The sequence below is a fragment of the Vibrio crassostreae genome, from assembly GCF_041439375.1.
Classification (GTDB): domain Bacteria; phylum Pseudomonadota; class Gammaproteobacteria; order Enterobacterales; family Vibrionaceae; genus Vibrio; species Vibrio crassostreae_D.
Map to the genome: position 1 here is coordinate 1 of NZ_JBGONY010000024.1, position 16,806 is coordinate 16,806.

The window sequence follows — 16,806 nt, forward strand, 5'->3', positions numbered from 1 at the left end:
CTGCGACCCCATCATTATGAGTGATGTGCTCTAACCAACTGAGCTAAGTAGCCATTTCCATATTGTTGCTCATTTCGAAACGTTGCCGCTTCGCTGTGAACGGGGCGCATTATGCGGAGTTGAGTGAAACCCGTCAACTTTTTTTTTGAATAAATCGCGAATAAACATCTGTTCGGTTTCTTTTTAGGCAAAGAGGCGTATTTGTCGACAAAAAACAGGTCTAAAAGGCGATATATATAGGAAGTTAAGTTTCTGGTGAGGGACAATTTAGAAAGGGGAAAAACAAAAAGGCCAGTGAATTCACTGGCCTTTTTTCTAGATGTTTAATCAGAATTATACATTGAAGCGGAAGTGAACAACGTCACCATCTTTAACGATGTATTCTTTACCTTCAAGGCGCCATTTACCTGCGTCTTTCGCACCGCTCTCACCGTTAAATTCGATGAAGTGATCGAATCCAACAACTTCAGCACGGATGAAACCTTTCTCGAAGTCTGTGTGGATCTTACCCGCTGCTTGTGGCGCAGTTGCACCTACAGGGATTGTCCAAGCACGAACTTCTTTAACACCAGCTGTGAAGTAAGTCTGAAGAGTCAGTAGTTCGTAACCAGAGCGGATCACTCGGTTAAGACCTGGTTCTTCGATACCCATATCCGCAAGGAACTCTTCGCGATCTTCGTCATCAAGCTCAGAAAGCTCTGATTCGATTGCTGCACAAACAGCAACAACAACGTTGTTTTCGTTTTCTGCGTATTCACGAACAGCGTCTAGGTATGGGTTATTTTCAAAACCATCTTCTGCAACGTTTGCGATGTACATTGTTGGCTTAAGCGTTAGGAAGTTTAGGTAGCCGATTGCTGCCGCTTCTTCTTTGCCAAGTTCAACAGTACGTGCCATACCACCTTCAGTTAGAACTGGAAGTAGCTTTTCTAGTACAGTGATTTCGAATTTAGCGTCTTTGTCGCCGCCTTTCGCTTTCTTCGCGTTACGTTGAATTGCACGCTCACAGCTGTCTAAGTCAGCCAGTGCAAGTTCTAGGTTGATCACTTCGATATCTTCAATTGGAGATACTTTGCCAGCAACGTGAACAATGTTTTCATTTTCAAAGCAGCGAACAACGTGACCGATAGCGTCAGTTTCACGGATGTTAGCTAGGAATTTGTTACCAAGACCTTCACCTTTAGATGCGCCAGCAACTAGGCCCGCGATATCTACGAATTCCATTGTCGTTGGAAGGATCTTCTGTGGATTAACAATTTTTGCTAATGCATCTAAGCGTAGATCTGGAACCGGAACGATACCTGTGTTTGGTTCGATCGTACAAAATGGAAAGTTTGCTGCTTCGATGCCTGCTTTAGTCAGTGCGTTAAACAGAGTTGACTTACCAACGTTTGGTAGACCAACGATGCCACATTTAAAACCCATGATATAAACCTTATTCTGCTTTGAACGTATGTAAGCGATTTTGTGCTTTTGGTAGGCCATCTTTTAATAAGATGTCTAGGCTGCGAACCGATTCGTCAACGACGGCCTCGATACACTCTTGCTCTTTTTGAGGAGCTTTGCCTAATACATAACCTGCAACTTTATCTTTGTGTCCTGGATGGCCGATGCCTAATCTAAGACGATAGAATTCTTTATTGTTACCCTGCTTGCTGATGATGTCTTTCAGACCATTATGTCCGCCATGACCACCACCTTTTTTAAACTTTCCAATACCAGGAGGCAGATCTAACTCATCGTGAGCGACCATGATCTCTTCTGGTTTAATTTGGTAGAACTTTGCTAAGGCTGCAACTGCTTTGCCTGACAAGTTCATAAAAGTCGTTGGGATCAGCAAACGAAGATCTTCACCGTGAACCATGATACGACCCGTTAGGCCAAAGAACTTTGGTTCGTTCTTTAGTGTCACGTTATGTACACGCGCTAATTCTTCAACTACCCAAGCGCCCGCGTTGTGGCGAGTTTTGGCGTATTCTGGACCTGGATTAGCCAGTCCAACGAGAAGTTTTATTTGTTGGCTCAAGGTATGGATCTCTCTTGGGATTTCAAAAAGCGCCGTATGATATCACAGTTTATGAAAAAGGTGCGAGCTAGCTGATAGCTGCGCGATTATTCCTGTTTGTGATAACTAGCAGTGCAATATTACTCAGACATAAAAAAAGCACTTCATTGACTGAAGTGCTTAATATCTTTCTCTCGCGTGTTTCTAAAACCAAGCTTTTGTAAAAAAAGCTATTGGGCTTTGATTAGTTGAACATCGCTGAGATTGATTCTTCGTTGCTGATACGACGAATCGCTTCAGCAAGCATGCGAGAAAGGCTAAGTGTTGTCACTTTACCCGTCGCAGCCATCTCTGGAGATAGAGAGATAGAATCCGTTACGATAACTTGGTCTAGAACAGAGTTCTTGATGTTGTTCGCAGCAGTACCAGAGAAAACAGCGTGAGTTGCGTAAGCGAATACACGCTTAGCACCGCGCTCTTTTAGCGCTTCAGCTGCTTTACATAGTGTGCCACCCGTATCGATCATGTCATCAACGATCACACAGTCACGGCCTTCAACATCACCGATTAGGTTCATTACTTCAGAAACGTTAGCACGTGGACGACGCTTATCAACGATAGCGATGTCAACATCACCTAGCGCTTTAGCAGTAGCACGAGCACGTACAACACCACCAAGGTCTGGAGAAACCACAACTGGGTTTTCTAAGCCACGGTTCGCCATGTCTTCTAGAAGAACTGGAGTGCCGAAGATGTTATCAACAGGTACATCGAAGAAGCCTTGGATTTGCTCTGCGTGTAGGTCGATAGTAAGAACGCGGTCAACGCCAACGTTAGAAAGGAAATCTGCAACAACTTTTGCAGTAATTGGCACACGAGCAGAACGTACACGACGATCTTGACGGGCATAACCGAAGTAAGGGATTACAGCAGTAATACGGCCAGCTGAAGCACGGCGCATTGCGTCAATCATTACCACCAATTCCATTAGGTTGTCATTGGTTGGTGCACAAGTTGATTGAATCAGGAATACATCGCTACCACGAACGTTTTCATTGATTTGAACAGCGACTTCGCCATCAGAAAAACGGTCTACAGTAGCATCGCCAAGAGAGATGTATAGACGATCAGCAATACGTTGGGCTAGTTCAGGTGTTGCGTTACCAGCAAATAGCTTCATATCAGGCACGGTGGAAACCTCGGGTTGCGTCCAGTTTTAAATAGATTGTGGGTGGGCTGAGTGGTATTCAGCCAAAGTTTCTTTTAAAGGAGAAATGTTTCGTCCTTTCGCTACAAAAGCGGAAACTGTGTCAGGCAGTTGTTCTCGCACCAATTCGGCTTCTTTTTTGCTGTTAAATTCAGCAAAAACGCACGAACCTGTGCCAGTCAATCTCGACGGCGCGTATTGTAGCAGCCATGAAAGTTGCTTATCAACCTCTGGGTACAGCATTCGCACAATTTTTTCGCAATCGTTTACGTATTCTTGCTCTAGAAGCGTTGATAACGCTCGCTTTGGCGTGTTTCGAGTTAATTTTGAGTGTGTGAATATGTCTACCGTTGCTATGCTCACTTGAGGCTTAACCACAAGATACCATTTTTCATTCGGATTAGCGGGTTGTAGCTGTTCGCCAACGCCTTCAGCAAAGGCAGCATGACCACGAACAAATACCGGGACATCTGCTCCAAGCTTTAAACCGATTTCGGCGAGCTGATCATCTGAAAGATCGAGTTGCCATAAATAATTCAGCGCGACTAATACAGTTGCTGCATTTGAAGAGCCTCCGCCAATACCGCCTCCCATAGGAAGAACTTTCTTGAGTTCAATATCGGCACCGAAAGAAGTCGATGTGTATTGTTGAAGGGCAGTAGCGGCTTTCCAAATTAGGTTGTCTTCTAGCGCAACGCCTGGAATCTCTGGCGTTATTGTTATCGAATTTGTTTTTTCATTTGCAGTGACCGTCAGTTCATCACCAAAATCGACAAACTGAAATAAGGTTTGAAGTTCGTGATAGCCATTGTCACGTCGACCAGTGATATAGAGAAATAAATTCAGTTTAGCCGGAGAGGGCCAATGGGTTGGCGTTGTTATCATTTTTTCAGTGTCCATTTCGAAACTACAATGTTGATTTTGTTCTCGTCTTGCTTGAATGACAATCGAGTAGGGAGGGGAATTGTCTCTACGCTCGCGTTATCTTCACCCGATAGCTGTTTACTCGGCATTTCTGTATTTCGGTAGTTAGCAAAATTCAGTGTCCATAATTGACTGCTGACTTGTTTAGACAGAGATTCAAGCGTGTTGGTGGTGTTCAATTGGTAGCTGTCTGCTTGGTCGGGAATACCAAGAAACCACTGTGGCAGATGATCAATAGGGATCTGCAACCCAGTTAGTTGCTCTACCAATACAGATGCACTTGCGTGAGTGAATACCTGATCATCATAAGTGACTACCTTGGCACCCGAGCTGTCAATCGTGAGGTTCAAGGCGGTTTGACCAAGGAAAGTGGTCAGTCTTAATTGGCTTTGATTTGGGGAGTGCTTCCAAATGAAATTAAGGCTTTGGCGTTGCTCTGGAGAAATGTAAGCGAGCTTGCCTGAGGCTTGGTAGTTTTCTATCTGTAGAAGGCGGTTTTGGTGACTTTGCCACTCTACACTGGTCGGTTGTTCTGGGATAGACGAGCAACCCACCATAATTATGGTCATAAAAATAAGAGACGTGATTTTACGAAGCTTGCTCATATTTGCTCACAACTTGTTCAAATTTATCTAAAAAACGTCTCAACTATAGCATTGAATTCACGAAGTCAGGAAAACAAATCCCGCTTGCTCTTTAAATAGAGCCATGCATCAAGTAAAATTCGCCCCTTGTTTCCATTCCCTGATCGAGAACTTCTGATACATGTCTTTGCTTGCCGTAGGTATCAATCACAATACAGCGTCGGTTGAATTGCGAGAAAAAGTCGCTTTTGGTCCAGATAAATTATCTGAGGCACTCAAGCAACTTAACGCAAATGCACACGTAAATGGAAGTGTCATACTTTCTACCTGTAATCGAACTGAAGTGTATTGTGACGTCAAAGGCGTGGCAAAAAACAAGTTGATCGATTGGCTGTCAGTTTTCCATCAAGTTAGTCCTGAAGAGCTAAAACCAAGTCTTTATATCCATGAAGAGCAGGCTGCGATTAAGCATTTAATGCGTGTAGCTTGTGGTTTGGACTCTTTAGTATTGGGCGAGCCACAGATCTTAGGTCAGGTGAAGCAAGCTTATACAGACTCGCGAGAGAACAAATCTGTTGATGCTTCAATGGAAAAGCTGTTTCAGAAATCATTCTCTGTCGCGAAGCGTGTTCGAACTGAAACGGAGATCGGCGGAAGCGCGGTTTCGGTTGCTTACGCAGCTTGTACGTTAGCCAAACATATTTTTGAATCAATTGCCGATTCAACTGTGTTATTGGTGGGTGCGGGTGAAACGATTGAGTTGGTGGCTAAGCATCTTTCAGCGAATGGCTGCACCAAGATGATAGTGGCTAACCGAACTCGTGAGCGTGCTTTAGGGTTGGCTGAAGAGTTTGGTGCTGAAGTGATCAGCCTCAATGAGATCCCTGATCATCTGCATCGAGCGGATATCGTGATCAGTTCAACCGCCAGTCCGTTACCTATTATTGGTAAGGGTATGGTGGAGACCGCACTGAAAACAAGAAAACATCAACCTATGTTGTTGGTTGATATTGCGGTTCCACGTGATGTGGAATCTCAGGTCGGTGAGTTAAACGACGCCTACCTTTATTCAGTGGATGATCTGCAGTCGATTGTTGATGGCAACATTGAACAACGCAAAGTGGAAGCGATTCAAGCGGAAGCAATAGTTAGCGAAGAAAGTGCGGCATTCATGAGTTGGATGCGTTCACTGCAAGCGGTAGACAGTATTCGTGACTATCGCAAATCGGCCAATGAAATCCGAGAAGAATTATTAAGTAAGAGTTTACAATCACTTGCCGCTGGTGGTGACCCTGAGAAACTCTTACTTGAGCTAAGTAATAAGCTCACAAACAAATTGATCCATGCTCCAACGCGTGCACTTCAAAGTGCAGCAGAGCAAGGAGAACCTGCAAAATTAATGGTCATTAGACAGAGTTTGGGCTTAGAAAACCCTCAATAATATTAGACCTCCAACAGAATAAGACATTATGAAAGCCTCGATTCTAGTAAAGCTTGAAACACTTGTTGAACGCTATGAAGAAGTTCAACATCTACTTGGTGATCCAGATGTAATCGGGAATCAAGACAAATTCCGTGCACTTTCTAAAGAGTACTCTCAACTAGAAGAAGTGACAGCTTGCTTCCAGTCATACCAGCAAGCTCAAGAAGATCTAGAAGCTGCTGAAGAGATGGCAAATGAAGATGACGCTGAAATGCGTGAAATGGCTCAAGACGAAATCAAAGACGCAAAAGCGGCGATTGAACGTTTGACTGATGAGCTACAGATTCTTCTGATTCCAAAAGATCCAAACGATGAGCGTAACTGTTTCCTTGAAATCCGTGCTGGCGCGGGTGGTGATGAAGCGGGTATCTTCGCGGGCAACCTGTTCCGTATGTACTCTAAGTTTGCTGAGAAGAAAGGCTGGCGCGTTGAAATCATGAGCAGTAATGCTTCTGAACAAGGTGGCTACAAAGAGATGATCGCTAAGGTTAGTGGCGATGCTGTTTACGGCACAATGAAATTTGAGTCGGGCGGTCACCGTGTACAACGTGTACCTGAAACTGAGTCTCAAGGCCGTGTTCATACGTCAGCATGTACGGTTGCCGTTATGCCTGAAATCCCAGAAGCTGATCTTCCAGAAATTAAAGCGGGCGATCTTAAAATTGATACTTTCCGTGCATCAGGCGCGGGTGGTCAGCACGTTAATACCACGGATTCAGCAATCCGTATTACTCACTTACCAACGGGTACAGTAGTAGAGTGTCAGGACGAGCGTTCTCAGCATAAAAACAAAGCGAAAGCGATGGCTGTTCTTGCTGCTCGTATTGTTCAAGCAGAAGAAGAGCGCCGCGCGGCAGCTGTTTCTGATACACGTCGTAACCTACTAGGTTCTGGTGACCGTAGTGACCGTATTCGTACGTACAACTACCCACAAGGTCGTGTTTCGGATCACCGTATCAACCTTACTATCTACCGTCTTAACGAAGTACTTGAAGGTGACATGCAAAGCTTGCTTGATCCTGTACTTCAAGAGCACCAAGCCGATCAGCTTGCTGCACTTGCAGAGAACAACTAACCTGTATGCAGTCAGCATATACGGTTGAAAGTGCTTTAAAAGCAGCAATCGTAAAGCTTCAAGAGGGTGATAACACATCACCCTCAATTGATGCCGCGGTACTGCTTTGTCACGCCTTAGATAAACCAAGATCTTACCTGCTTACTTGGCCTGAGAAACACCTCACCTCAGAGCAAGAGTCTGAATTCAATGCCCTTCTAACACGTCGCTTAACTGGTGAGCCTGTGGCTTACATTATCGGTGAGCGTGAGTTTTGGTCACTGCCGTTAAAAGTTTCCCCTTCTACCTTAATCCCACGCCCAGATACTGAGCGTTTGGTTGAGGTAGCTTTGGATAAAACTTATGGCAAGCAAGGTGCGATTCTAGATTTAGGTACAGGTACAGGTGCTATCGCGTTAGCATTGGCGTCTGAGATGCCGAATCGACAGGTAACGGGGATTGATCTTCGCCCTGAAGCACAGCAGCTTGCGACAGAGAATGCACAACGTCTAAACATCACCAACGCTACTTTTTTGCACGGCAGTTGGTTTGAGCCTTTGAGCTCTGAGGAAACTGTGAAGTTCTCTCTGATTGTCTCTAACCCGCCATACATTGAGAAGAATGATCCTCATTTGTCTCAAGGCGATGTGCGTTTTGAGCCGATCACAGCACTAGTTGCTGAAGAGAAAGGGCTTGCAGATATCCGATACATTTCTGAAAACGCACGCGGCTTTTTGGAAAATGAAGGTTGGTTAGCATTTGAACACGGCTATGACCAAGGCTCGGCAGTTCGTGAGATTATGCAGACGCTCGGTTATCTCGATGTTGTAACAGAGAAAGATTACGGTGGTAATGACCGAGTGACATTGGGTCGTTATTGTTCATAGTTCGTAGCTGTATTCGATTACGGATATTCGCTTATGAGTAATAGACGATGAACTTGCCAAATTGATACCTTTAGCTCGACAATACATTTAACTCGGTAATGCATTTAATGAAGAAATACAGGGCATTAACGGGTATTGTGAGGCTCGTGTTAACGAAAGCACATATAAAAATATAAAGGAATACCATGTACGAAGGTCTAAAACATTTTCACCTATTAACGATTGCGATAAGCGCGCTACTTCTTTCGATTCGATTCGCTCTTATGATGGCCAATTCGCCGAAGCTTAAACATCCTTTCTTGCAGCGTTTCCCTCATATCAATGACTCGTTGCTGTTGCTATCGGGTATTGGTTTGATTTTTATCACTGGCTTTATTCCATTTACACCAGCCGCACCATGGTTAACTGAAAAACTAACCTGCGTAATGGCCTACATCGCATTAGGTTTCTTTGCGCTTAAGTTAGGTAAAAACAACCTATTAAGAGTGTTCTCTTTCTTTGGTGCGCTAGGTTGGCTAGCAATGGCTGGTAAAATCGCAATGACGAAGACACCAACATTTTTCGGTTAATTATCTCCTTATTTCGGTTAACTACCTATGTACGAATTTTTTGATGAAGACTTTGACCAGCTAGAGTTAGCTGAAGGTGCATTGATCTTAAATAAAGCGATTAACCCAGAAACTCAAGACAGCTGGGCAGAGCAAGAGCTGGCTAGATTGTTAAAAGACGCCGAGTTTGCTTTGGTTAATGAAACCGATGAACAGCAGAAGTTTGAATCTTTTATTCGACTATTCTTTTATGAATGGGGTTTTGCTGGTGATAAAGATGCGTATTTCTCTTCGGAAAACGCGTTCATCGATAAAGTGCTTGAGAGAAAGAAAGGCATTCCTGTGAGTCTGGGAGCGGTCTTTCTTTTTCTAGGTCGCAAGCTAGGCTTTCCTGTAGAGGGTGTATCTTTCCCTACTCAATTCTTACTTAAAGTAAGCTGGTACGGGCAAGCTGCGGCCTATATTAACCCTTATAACGGTGAGTACGTTGGTGAACAAACCTTGCGAGCATGGTTAATTGGACATGACGGTCCATTAGCTAAGGTGAAACCTGAACACTTAGAAGTTGCAGACCACCCAACGATTATTGGTAAGTGGTTAGCACTGCTTAAGAGTGCACTGCTGAGAGAAGAGCGCTATACGCTTGCATTGAAGTGTACTGATCTTGCTTTAACCTTTGTACCGGATGACCCATATGAAATCCGTGACCGCGGTTTTATCTACCAGCAGCTAGACTGTCATCAAGTTGCTGCAACGGATTATCAATACTTTATCGACCAATGCCCAGATGACCCGGCATCTGAGTTACTGAAATCTCAAGTGAATGTCATGAACGAAAAGACCGTGGTTGTTCACTAATTAATAATTATTTAGAGAGAATATGATGGAACAGAAAATAGTTCACATTGGCGATATGCCAATTGCTAACGACAAGCCATTTACGCTATTTGCAGGCATGAACGTTCTTGAATCTCGCGATCTCGCTATGCAGATCTGTGAGCACTATGTGAAAGTAACAGAGAAGCTGGGTATTCCTTACGTATTTAAGGCGTCTTTTGATAAGGCGAACCGCAGCTCAGTTCATTCATACCGTGGTCCAGGCATGGAAGAAGGTCTTAAAATTTTCCAAGAGCTGAAAGACACTTTCGGCGTGAAGATCATTACTGATATTCACACAGAAGCTCAAGCTCAACCTGTTGCGGATGTGGTTGATGTAATCCAACTACCTGCATTCCTAGCTCGTCAAACTGATCTTGTTGAAGCAATGGCTAAGACTGGCGCAGTAATCAACGTGAAGAAGCCTCAGTTCATGAGCCCGAACCAAGTTGGTAACATCGTTGATAAGTTCGCTGAGTGTGGTAACGACAACATCATCCTTTGTGAGCGTGGCGCTTGTATGGGTTACGACAACCTTGTCGTTGATATGCTTGGCTTTGGCGTAATGAAGAAGTCTTCAAACGGTAGCCCTATCATCTTCGACGTGACGCACTCTCTACAAATGCGTGACCCATCAGGTGCTGCATCTGGCGGTCGTCGTGAGCAAACGGTTGAACTAGCAAAAGCTGGTCTTGCAACAGGTATTGCTGGTCTATTTATTGAAGCACACCCGAACCCAGACCAAGCTCGTTGTGATGGCCCTTCTGCGCTACCTCTAGACAAACTAGAGCCGTTCTTGAAGCAGATGAAAGCACTGGATGATCTTATCAAAGGCTTTGAGCACATCGATATTAAATAGCTGAAGCTGATGTTAAGTAACTCGCTAATGTGAATTAGTTAAAGTGGTTATTTAACGGTATCAAATAAACGCCTAACTCTAAGAGTTGGGCGTTTTTGTTTATCTGGGCATCAGCTTGTATCGCTGGGTACGTCTCTGTTTGGTAATTGCTAAGTTGTTTAACTGATCGTTAATCTGTTTGGTAGAGCGCTAATCAGAGGAGATGATTAAATCATTGTTAACAAAGCCTTTGATGACCTAAGAAATAGGCATGAGTGTGTGAGGTCTGTCCTGTTTTTGGTGAATTGCTGATGTGTATCACACTTTGTAAGTAAACGATTGCCTGTGATGCAGGGGAAGTTTGAGTGTAATCTCATAATTTTGTTACACTTAACTGTTGATCTATGCGTGACCAATTCGACATAAATATGAAATCGTCGTGTTACATCTAAAATGTTAATTTAAGATTAGTCATGTTGAAGTCTTATTGTTCGAACTCCAGGAAAGGGGTCGCAATAGATTAAAAAAGCAGTGGATTCCCCTAAAAAGTTCAAAGGTATGACAATGAAGCAACGCCTTATTCTAAAGACAGCACTAAGTGCTGCAATTCTAGCTACTCTAGCTGGGTGTGCGTCTCAATCAGCTCATGATTGGAACCAAGACGAAACTTATAAGCTAACGATTCTTCACACGAACGATAACCATGGTCGTTTCTGGCAGAACAAATACGGCGAATACGGCATGGCTGCACGTAAAACGCTTGTTGACCAACTTCGTGCAGAAGTTGAAGCTGAAGGCGGTAGCGTGTTGCTTCTATCTGGTGGTGACATCAACACGGGTGTGCCAGAGTCAGATCTTCAGGATGCAGAACCTGATTTCAAAGGTATGAACAAGATTGGTTACGATGCAATGGCACTGGGTAACCATGAGTTTGATAACTCACTAGACGTACTACAAAAGCAGATCGATTGGGCTAACTTCCCAATGCTGTCAGCAAACATCTACGATAAAGCTACGGGCGAACGTAAGTTCCAAGCTTACGAGATGTTTGAAAAGCAAGGTATCAAGATTGCAGTTATCGGTCTAACCACTGAAGATACAGCAAAAATTGGTAACCCTGAATTTATCGCTGGCATCGACTTCCGTGACCCTAAAGAAGAAGCGAAAAAACTGATCGCTGAACTTAAAGAAACTGAGAAGCCAGATCTCATCTTCGCAGTGACTCACATGGGTCACTACGAGAATGGCCAACGCGGTGTCAACGCACCAGGTGATGTAGCACTAGCCCGTTACCTAAATGAAGGAGATCTAGATATGATCGTTGGTGGCCACTCTCAAGAGCCGGTATGTATGGAAGGCCCTAACGTTGCTAAGAAAAACTTCAAACCGGGTGATGAATGTAAACCAGACGTTCAAAATGGTACTTATATCGTTCAAGCTCACGAGTGGGGCAAGTATGTAGGCCGTGCTGATTACGAATTCCGTAATGGCGAACTAGAGATGGTTAGCTACGATCTAGTTCCTGTTAACCTTAAGAAGAAAGTTAAGATTGACGGCAAGAAGCAACGTGTTCTTATTCAAGACGAAATCGCACAAGATCCAGAGCTACTTGAATTCCTACGTCCATTCCAAGAGCAAGGTCAAGCTCAGTTAGAAGTTAAAATCGCTGATACAAATGGCAAGCTTGAAGGTGACCGTAACGTCGTTCGCTTCCAACAAACTAACCTAGGTCGTTTGATTGCAACCTCTCACATGGAGCGCGCAAAAGCAGATTTCGCTGTAATGAACTCTGGTGGTGTTCGTGACTCAATTGAAGCGGGTGAAGTGACTTACAAAGATGTACTAACAGTACAACCTTTTGCAAACATCCTGACTTACACTGATATGACGGGTAAAGAGGTTTTAGATTACCTAAATGTCGTGGCGACGAAACCAATCGATTCTGGTGCTTATGCTCAGTTTGCTGGTATCTCTATGACAGTAGCAAACGGTGAAGTATCGAATGTATTCATCGGTGGCAAACAGCTGCGTTTAGACGAAACATACCGCTTCACAGTACCAAGCTTTAACGCTGCTGGTGGTGACGGTTACCCTAAACTGTCTGACCACCCAGGTTACGTGAATACTGGTTTTGTTGATGCTGAAGTACTGAAAGAATACCTAGAAGCAAACAGCCCGGTTGACGTAAACAAGTACGCACCTTCAGGCCAAATGGTTTACAAGTAATTGAATACAAGTAATTGTGTCAATAGGGGCTAAATTAGATTGACTCTAGCACCATGATAAATTTAACTAAAGCGACGCCTCGGCGTCGCTTTTTGTTTATCTATCGTTTGGATTTGTTATGACCCCTGCAATCAATCTCGCCAAGAAAAAGAAAATCGCTCATTGTGTGTATCAGTATCATCATGATGCGAATAATACCAACTATGGATTGGAAGCCGTTGAAGCGCTGGGTCAGGACCCAAAACGTGTGTTCAAAACGCTGTTGTTCTGTTTGAACGGTGTCGCTAAAGATTTGGCGGTTGCCGTTATTCCTGTCGATCAGAAGCTAAACTTAAAGCTTGCAGCGAAAGCGGCGAAGGGCAAAAAAGCGGAGATGGCTGATCCAGATATTGCTCAGAAAACCACGGGTTATGTTGTTGGTGGAATTAGTCCTCTTGGACAGAAAAAAGCACTGCCTACCTTTGTTCATTCAAGCGCTACCGATTTTGAAACTATCTGTGTGAGTGCAGGGAAGCGCGGGCTAGAGATTGAGTTAGATCCAAAAGACTTAGCATTGCTCACTCGCGGCCAGTTTGCTGATCTCTGTTTATAGATTGTCGTCATCATGACGATAAAGCTATCGAATGACCAACAAAAACGCCCGCTAGACTAATCTAGCGGGCGTTTTTATATCGAGTGTCTCGTCTTATTGATTCTGACTACTTCTTAAGACCTAAAGTACCACCAACACGCTTTGGTGCAGGTTTGTTCGGTCTGTTTGAATCTTGGCTGCGGTTTGCCGGTTTACCGCTTCTACGATCGGTATTGTCGCGATCGGTACGATTGCGATCCGAACGGTTTCTATCTGAGTTAGAGCGCTCTGAACGAGAGTTTGATTTCCAGTTCTCGGTATTACCACCGCTTTCACCGTTCGACGAATTGCGGCCACGCTTTGAATTAGGCGCATGACGGAATTCATCCGCATTGTTACCGCGGTAAGTGCGAGTACGGTGCTCTTTTTGATTACGACGTGCTGTTGAAGTTTGGTTCTCTTCACGGCTGTCAAAAAGTTTCGCATCAGTCGCTTTACGAATACGTTGACCTTTCGCGTTCATTTTTGACGCATCTTCCGTACTTACTGAACCTTCACACATCGCCAAGATCTCAGTGATCTCTTCGTCGCTCAAGTAGCGCCATTTGCCGTTAGGAATACCGTCTAGTGAGATATTCATAATACGAACACGGCGCAGCTTAAATACTTCGTAACCGAGCGCTTCACACATACGGCGAATTTGGCGGTTAAGGCCTTGTGTTAGTGTAATTCGGAATGAGAACTTGGTCTCTTTCTCGACCTTACATGGCAAGGTAACAGTATCGAGAATATGGACACCAGCGCCCATTTGCTTCAAAAACTCAGTCGTAATCGGCTTATCTACACGCACCACGTATTCTTTCTCGTGATTGTTACCTGCACGTAGGATTTTATTTACGATGTCGCCATCGTTGGTCAAGAAGATAAGGCCATCAGAAGGTTTATCTAAGCGGCCAATAGGGAAAATACGCTTGTGGTGGCCGATAAAGTCGACGATGTTGCCAGGAATATCACGCTCAGTCGTACAGGTGATACCTGTTGGTTTATTAAGAGCAATGTAAATCGGCTTCTCTTTTGAGCGAACAGGCTTATTGTCGATCTCAACATCATCACCTGGCAAGACTTTAGTGCCCATCTCAGGGATCTTACCGTTAATAGTAACTCGGCCTGCATCAATGAGTTTATCGGCTTCGCGGCGTGAGCAAAAACCAGTTTCACTGATGTATTTATTAAGGCGTTTAGCTTGGGATTCTTGTGACATGATATTCTCTTAGCGTTTCACAACGGAAATATAAATAAACAAAAAGCAACCTTTGGATAGTTGCTTTGAGTTGGAATTCGTTAACTGAGGCAATTTTAGCACTTGGTGTGAGTCTAGGCACGAAATATCGATCCTGATGCAAAATCGTTATTCGCCCGTTTATCTATCTCAACCTATTAACTGGTGCGCTTTTGATGGCGCTCTCTGTTCTCTAGCTTTTTCTCATTACTCTTTCTGAGCATGACATAGACAGCGCCCGTACCACCATGAAATTGCTGAGCAGAATGAACACATTGAACGTCGTTGATTTGCGTGAGCCAATTTGCCACGTAGCTTTTCATCATTGCTGGTGGGTTCGAACGCTCTCCCTTACCGTGAACAATGATGACGGTACGAACATCCATTCTTAAACACTGACGCAAAAATGAAAGCACTTCGTTACGTGCGTCTTTCAGTGTTTTTCTATGAAGGTCGAGCTTGGCTTGAATAGGGTATTTGCCTAGGCGCAGCTTTTTGTATACGCCTTCTTGTACACCGTCTTTTTTATAAGCAACGACATCGTCTGGCTTGATCATTGGCGAATAGTCTAATGATAAGTAGTCTTTCTCGTCGTCAGACAGCCACATAGCGGCTTCACGCTTAGCAAGGTGAGATTCTGTGACTCGGTGTACTTTTTGGTGTTCAGCGGTGTCATGGTCGATACGTTTAACATCGCCCATCATTTCTTGGAAGAGATCTAAGTCGTCATCATGAGACATATTGTGTATCTCAAGTTGGGAAGGATAGGGTAAGTATACCTAAGTTGAGGCTGGGTTTAAAAATGAAAAAACCGGAGAAGACAATAAGTCTGCTCCGGTGCAAAGCGTTTTTACATTTAGTTATAAAATAAAGTAATACTTATAAAGTAAAACAATGCTTAAAAGTAAATGATTTAGGCTGAGCGATTCTAGTGAGGAGATTTTTCAGTCATAACTTTGTAGATGAAGAAGCCTCCATAAAACATCATGAGACCCAGAGCCCCGAAGATTACTATCATTGAAGATAGTCCCACCGCATTACCAAATAGGAGATCTAGCCAAAAGTCCATGTGTATACCTCAAAGTTATATGACACGGGTTAGTGTATTAAGTGGTGTTATCAATTCACTGATCTGGATCAATTCTGTTTCATAAGTTAAATACTTGTTGGTAACTGTGTGTTTTTCGTCACATCAAGCGAGTTGTTGTATGTCTTTTGTTCGAACGATTGGAATTCACAATAAATATGAGAAAAAGCGCTTGCGGATAAATTCAGAATCCGTATTATACGCTCCATCGACAGGCAATCAGCCAGTTAGATATCTCGGTGAATAGCGCAGCTTGGTAGCGCATCTGGTTTGGGACCAGAGGGTCGGGGGTTCGAATCCCTCTTCACCGACCACATTAAGAAAGCCGTAGCAGAAATGCTACGGTTTTTTTGTATTTTAATCTGGTTTAGAACATGAGGATGGGGCTGGAATGCCAGTCCAATCGAATCCCTCTCACCGGCCACATTAAGAAAGCCTGCTCATTGAGTAGGCTTTCGTCGTTTCAGAGTATGGGAAATGGGATTTGAATCGAGATGGGGTTCGCCTGATGTTCAAAATAAGCTCTTCATCGGCCATATTAAAGAAAGCCGTAGCACTCTTTGTAGTAGAAGGTGCTACGGCTTTTTTGCTTTCCGGTATGTACGTCATTCCCTAGAGCGAGTCGGGAATCTCTTGTTGTTCTAAATGGCCTTTATAGAGACAAGGGTTGACCCAATAGCCAGTAGCCCCAAACCTGTTTACCTGACATCACAGGTGATGTTTTTGATTGGAGTCTCTGAAGTAACAAAGCAAACATACGCTTCAGCTGGTTTATTAGGGCCTATTCGAATGTAACCTGCCTTTACCTCATTTTCATCAAACGTCACCGAGTGAGAGTTACCCGTTTGGTTATCGTAAAAGCTCGCTTCAAAATTCCCATTCATTTGGCTTGCAATGCGGTTTCGTGTTGTCGATGTTGTGAACTTAATATTGGCGCAGCGCATCGGTGGTTTCTCTGTAATCAAAAACTGCCCGCTTTCTTTATCTAAGACACCGCCTTTAGCATCAGGTTGAATATCTATAGCCTGAAACTGTTCAATGGTGCACGTTTCTTTGGCTGAGGCTATTGAGGGCATCAGCATCGTGAGGGCTAAAGGGAAAGCAAAAAGTACTGGTTTCATTCGAACAACGCCGTAGGTAGAAAGAGCGAAAGATAATAGCACCCCAATGGTGCTATTAAATGTAATGATTCTGTTATTAGGTAATGCTTATATTAGGAGAAGGTCATGGCTTCGAG

The 16,806-nt window shown here is 43.9% G+C and carries 17 protein-coding genes and 1 tRNA gene; 9 read left to right on the forward strand and 9 right to left on the reverse strand.

Annotated elements, in window-relative coordinates:
* Positions 1-333: 333 nt before the first annotated feature.
* The 5 genes from ychF to lolB all read right to left on the reverse strand — a co-directional run bounded on the left by ychF (position 334) and on the right by lolB (position 4,741).
* Positions 334-1,425 (reverse strand): redox-regulated ATPase YchF, encoded by a 1,092-nt coding sequence (gene ychF / locus ACED45_RS11800; RefSeq protein WP_010439159.1) that lies wholly within the window; start codon positions 1,423-1,425, stop codon positions 334-336.
* 10 nt (positions 1,426-1,435) lie between these two features.
* A complete protein-coding gene (gene pth, locus ACED45_RS11805) occupies positions 1,436-2,026 on the reverse strand; it encodes an aminoacyl-tRNA hydrolase (RefSeq protein WP_004739815.1) in 591 nt (196 codons plus the stop codon).
* Positions 2,027-2,249: 223 nt separating this feature from the next.
* The gene (locus ACED45_RS11810; RefSeq protein WP_004739814.1) at positions 2,250-3,194 is read right to left on the reverse strand and encodes a ribose-phosphate pyrophosphokinase; all 945 of its coding nucleotides are present in this window, start codon (positions 3,192-3,194) and stop codon (positions 2,250-2,252) included.
* A 27-nt stretch (positions 3,195-3,221) separates the two neighbouring features.
* Complete coding sequence (gene ispE / locus ACED45_RS11815) at positions 3,222-4,097, reverse strand: 4-(cytidine 5'-diphospho)-2-C-methyl-D-erythritol kinase (protein WP_371714116.1); 876 nt, start codon at positions 4,095-4,097, stop codon at positions 3,222-3,224.
* Entirely contained in the window at positions 4,094-4,741 is a 648-nt protein-coding gene (gene lolB / locus ACED45_RS11820; RefSeq protein ID WP_146492352.1) for a lipoprotein insertase outer membrane protein LolB, read from the reverse strand. Before lolB ends, ispE begins: the two co-directional genes overlap by 4 nt.
* A 160-nt stretch (positions 4,742-4,901) precedes the next feature.
* On the opposite strand from lolB, the gene hemA reads away from it, so the two are divergent.
* The 8 genes from hemA to ybaK all read left to right on the forward strand — a co-directional run bounded on the left by hemA (position 4,902) and on the right by ybaK (position 13,224).
* Positions 4,902-6,161, forward strand: a complete 1,260-nt coding sequence (hemA, locus tag ACED45_RS11825) for a glutamyl-tRNA reductase (protein ID WP_060983584.1) — start codon at positions 4,902-4,904, stop codon at positions 6,159-6,161.
* Positions 6,162-6,189: 28 nt separating this feature from the next.
* Entirely contained in the window at positions 6,190-7,278 is a 1,089-nt protein-coding gene (gene prfA, locus ACED45_RS11830) for a peptide chain release factor 1 (RefSeq protein WP_019821589.1), read from the forward strand.
* Positions 7,279-7,283: 5 nt separating this feature from the next.
* Positions 7,284-8,144 carry a peptide chain release factor N(5)-glutamine methyltransferase gene (gene prmC / locus ACED45_RS11835; RefSeq protein ID WP_132787417.1) on the forward strand — a complete coding sequence of 287 codons (861 nt, stop codon included), beginning with the start codon at positions 7,284-7,286 and terminating at the stop codon, positions 8,142-8,144.
* Between the two features lie 185 nt (positions 8,145-8,329).
* On the forward strand, positions 8,330-8,713 hold the full coding sequence (locus ACED45_RS11840) for a SirB2 family protein (RefSeq protein ID WP_060467244.1): 384 nt from the start codon (positions 8,330-8,332) through the stop codon (positions 8,711-8,713).
* 27 nt (positions 8,714-8,740) lie between these two features.
* Positions 8,741-9,550 carry a SirB1 family protein gene (locus ACED45_RS11845; protein ID WP_060983586.1) on the forward strand — a complete coding sequence of 270 codons (810 nt, stop codon included), beginning with the start codon at positions 8,741-8,743 and terminating at the stop codon, positions 9,548-9,550.
* 22 nt (positions 9,551-9,572) lie between these two features.
* A complete protein-coding gene (gene kdsA / locus ACED45_RS11850; RefSeq protein WP_371714117.1) occupies positions 9,573-10,427 on the forward strand; it encodes a 3-deoxy-8-phosphooctulonate synthase in 855 nt (284 codons plus the stop codon).
* Positions 10,428-10,970: 543 nt separating this feature from the next.
* Entirely contained in the window at positions 10,971-12,632 is a 1,662-nt protein-coding gene (gene ushA / locus ACED45_RS11855; protein ID WP_123322811.1) for a bifunctional UDP-sugar hydrolase/5'-nucleotidase UshA, read from the forward strand.
* Positions 12,633-12,750: 118 nt separating this feature from the next.
* Positions 12,751-13,224: a Cys-tRNA(Pro) deacylase gene (gene ybaK / locus ACED45_RS11860; RefSeq protein WP_371714118.1), complete on the forward strand. Its 474-nt coding sequence runs from the start codon at positions 12,751-12,753 to the stop codon at positions 13,222-13,224.
* Between the two features lie 106 nt (positions 13,225-13,330).
* Here ybaK and rluF read toward each other — a convergent pair whose 3' ends face one another.
* From rluF to ACED45_RS11875, 3 genes are all read right to left on the reverse strand, one after another.
* Entirely contained in the window at positions 13,331-14,464 is a 1,134-nt protein-coding gene (gene rluF / locus ACED45_RS11865) for a 23S rRNA pseudouridine(2604) synthase RluF (protein WP_055319834.1), read from the reverse strand.
* A 176-nt stretch (positions 14,465-14,640) separates the two neighbouring features.
* A complete protein-coding gene (smrA, locus tag ACED45_RS11870; protein ID WP_017062320.1) occupies positions 14,641-15,222 on the reverse strand; it encodes a DNA endonuclease SmrA in 582 nt (193 codons plus the stop codon).
* A gap of 188 nt (positions 15,223-15,410) precedes the next feature.
* Complete coding sequence (locus tag ACED45_RS11875) at positions 15,411-15,551, reverse strand: DUF3149 domain-containing protein (protein WP_017062321.1); 141 nt, start codon at positions 15,549-15,551, stop codon at positions 15,411-15,413.
* 255 nt (positions 15,552-15,806) lie between these two features.
* Between ACED45_RS11875 and ACED45_RS11880 the strand changes: the two genes are divergently transcribed.
* Positions 15,807-15,883: transfer RNA gene (locus ACED45_RS11880), tRNA-Pro, on the forward strand.
* Positions 15,884-16,267: 384 nt separating this feature from the next.
* Here ACED45_RS11880 and ACED45_RS11885 read toward each other — a convergent pair.
* Positions 16,268-16,690: a hypothetical protein gene (locus ACED45_RS11885; RefSeq protein WP_371714119.1), complete on the reverse strand. Its 423-nt coding sequence runs from the start codon at positions 16,688-16,690 to the stop codon at positions 16,268-16,270.
* Positions 16,691-16,806: the final 116 nt, after the last annotated feature.

Coding starts and splice junctions, on each gene's coding strand:
- ychF (WP_010439159.1), bottom strand. CDS start 1,425: ATGGGTTTTAAATGTGGCATCGTTGGTCTACCAAACGTTGGTAAGTCA.
- ispE (WP_371714116.1), bottom strand. CDS start 4,097: ATGATAACAACGCCAACCCATTGGCCCTCTCCGGCTAAACTGAATTTA.
- lolB (WP_146492352.1), bottom strand. CDS start 4,741: ATGAGCAAGCTTCGTAAAATCACGTCTCTTATTTTTATGACCATAATT.
- hemA (WP_060983584.1), top strand. CDS start 4,902: ATGTCTTTGCTTGCCGTAGGTATCAATCACAATACAGCGTCGGTTGAA.
- prfA (WP_019821589.1), top strand. CDS start 6,190: ATGAAAGCCTCGATTCTAGTAAAGCTTGAAACACTTGTTGAACGCTAT.
- prmC (WP_132787417.1), top strand. CDS start 7,284: ATGCAGTCAGCATATACGGTTGAAAGTGCTTTAAAAGCAGCAATCGTA.
- ACED45_RS11840 (WP_060467244.1), top strand. CDS start 8,330: ATGTACGAAGGTCTAAAACATTTTCACCTATTAACGATTGCGATAAGC.
- ACED45_RS11845 (WP_060983586.1), top strand. CDS start 8,741: ATGTACGAATTTTTTGATGAAGACTTTGACCAGCTAGAGTTAGCTGAA.
- kdsA (WP_371714117.1), top strand. CDS start 9,573: ATGATGGAACAGAAAATAGTTCACATTGGCGATATGCCAATTGCTAAC.
- ushA (WP_123322811.1), top strand. CDS start 10,971: ATGAAGCAACGCCTTATTCTAAAGACAGCACTAAGTGCTGCAATTCTA.
- ybaK (WP_371714118.1), top strand. CDS start 12,751: ATGACCCCTGCAATCAATCTCGCCAAGAAAAAGAAAATCGCTCATTGT.
- rluF (WP_055319834.1), bottom strand. CDS start 14,464: ATGTCACAAGAATCCCAAGCTAAACGCCTTAATAAATACATCAGTGAA.
- smrA (WP_017062320.1), bottom strand. CDS start 15,222: ATGTCTCATGATGACGACTTAGATCTCTTCCAAGAAATGATGGGCGAT.
- ACED45_RS11875 (WP_017062321.1), bottom strand. CDS start 15,551: ATGGACTTTTGGCTAGATCTCCTATTTGGTAATGCGGTGGGACTATCT.
- ACED45_RS11885 (WP_371714119.1), bottom strand. CDS start 16,690: ATGAAACCAGTACTTTTTGCTTTCCCTTTAGCCCTCACGATGCTGATG.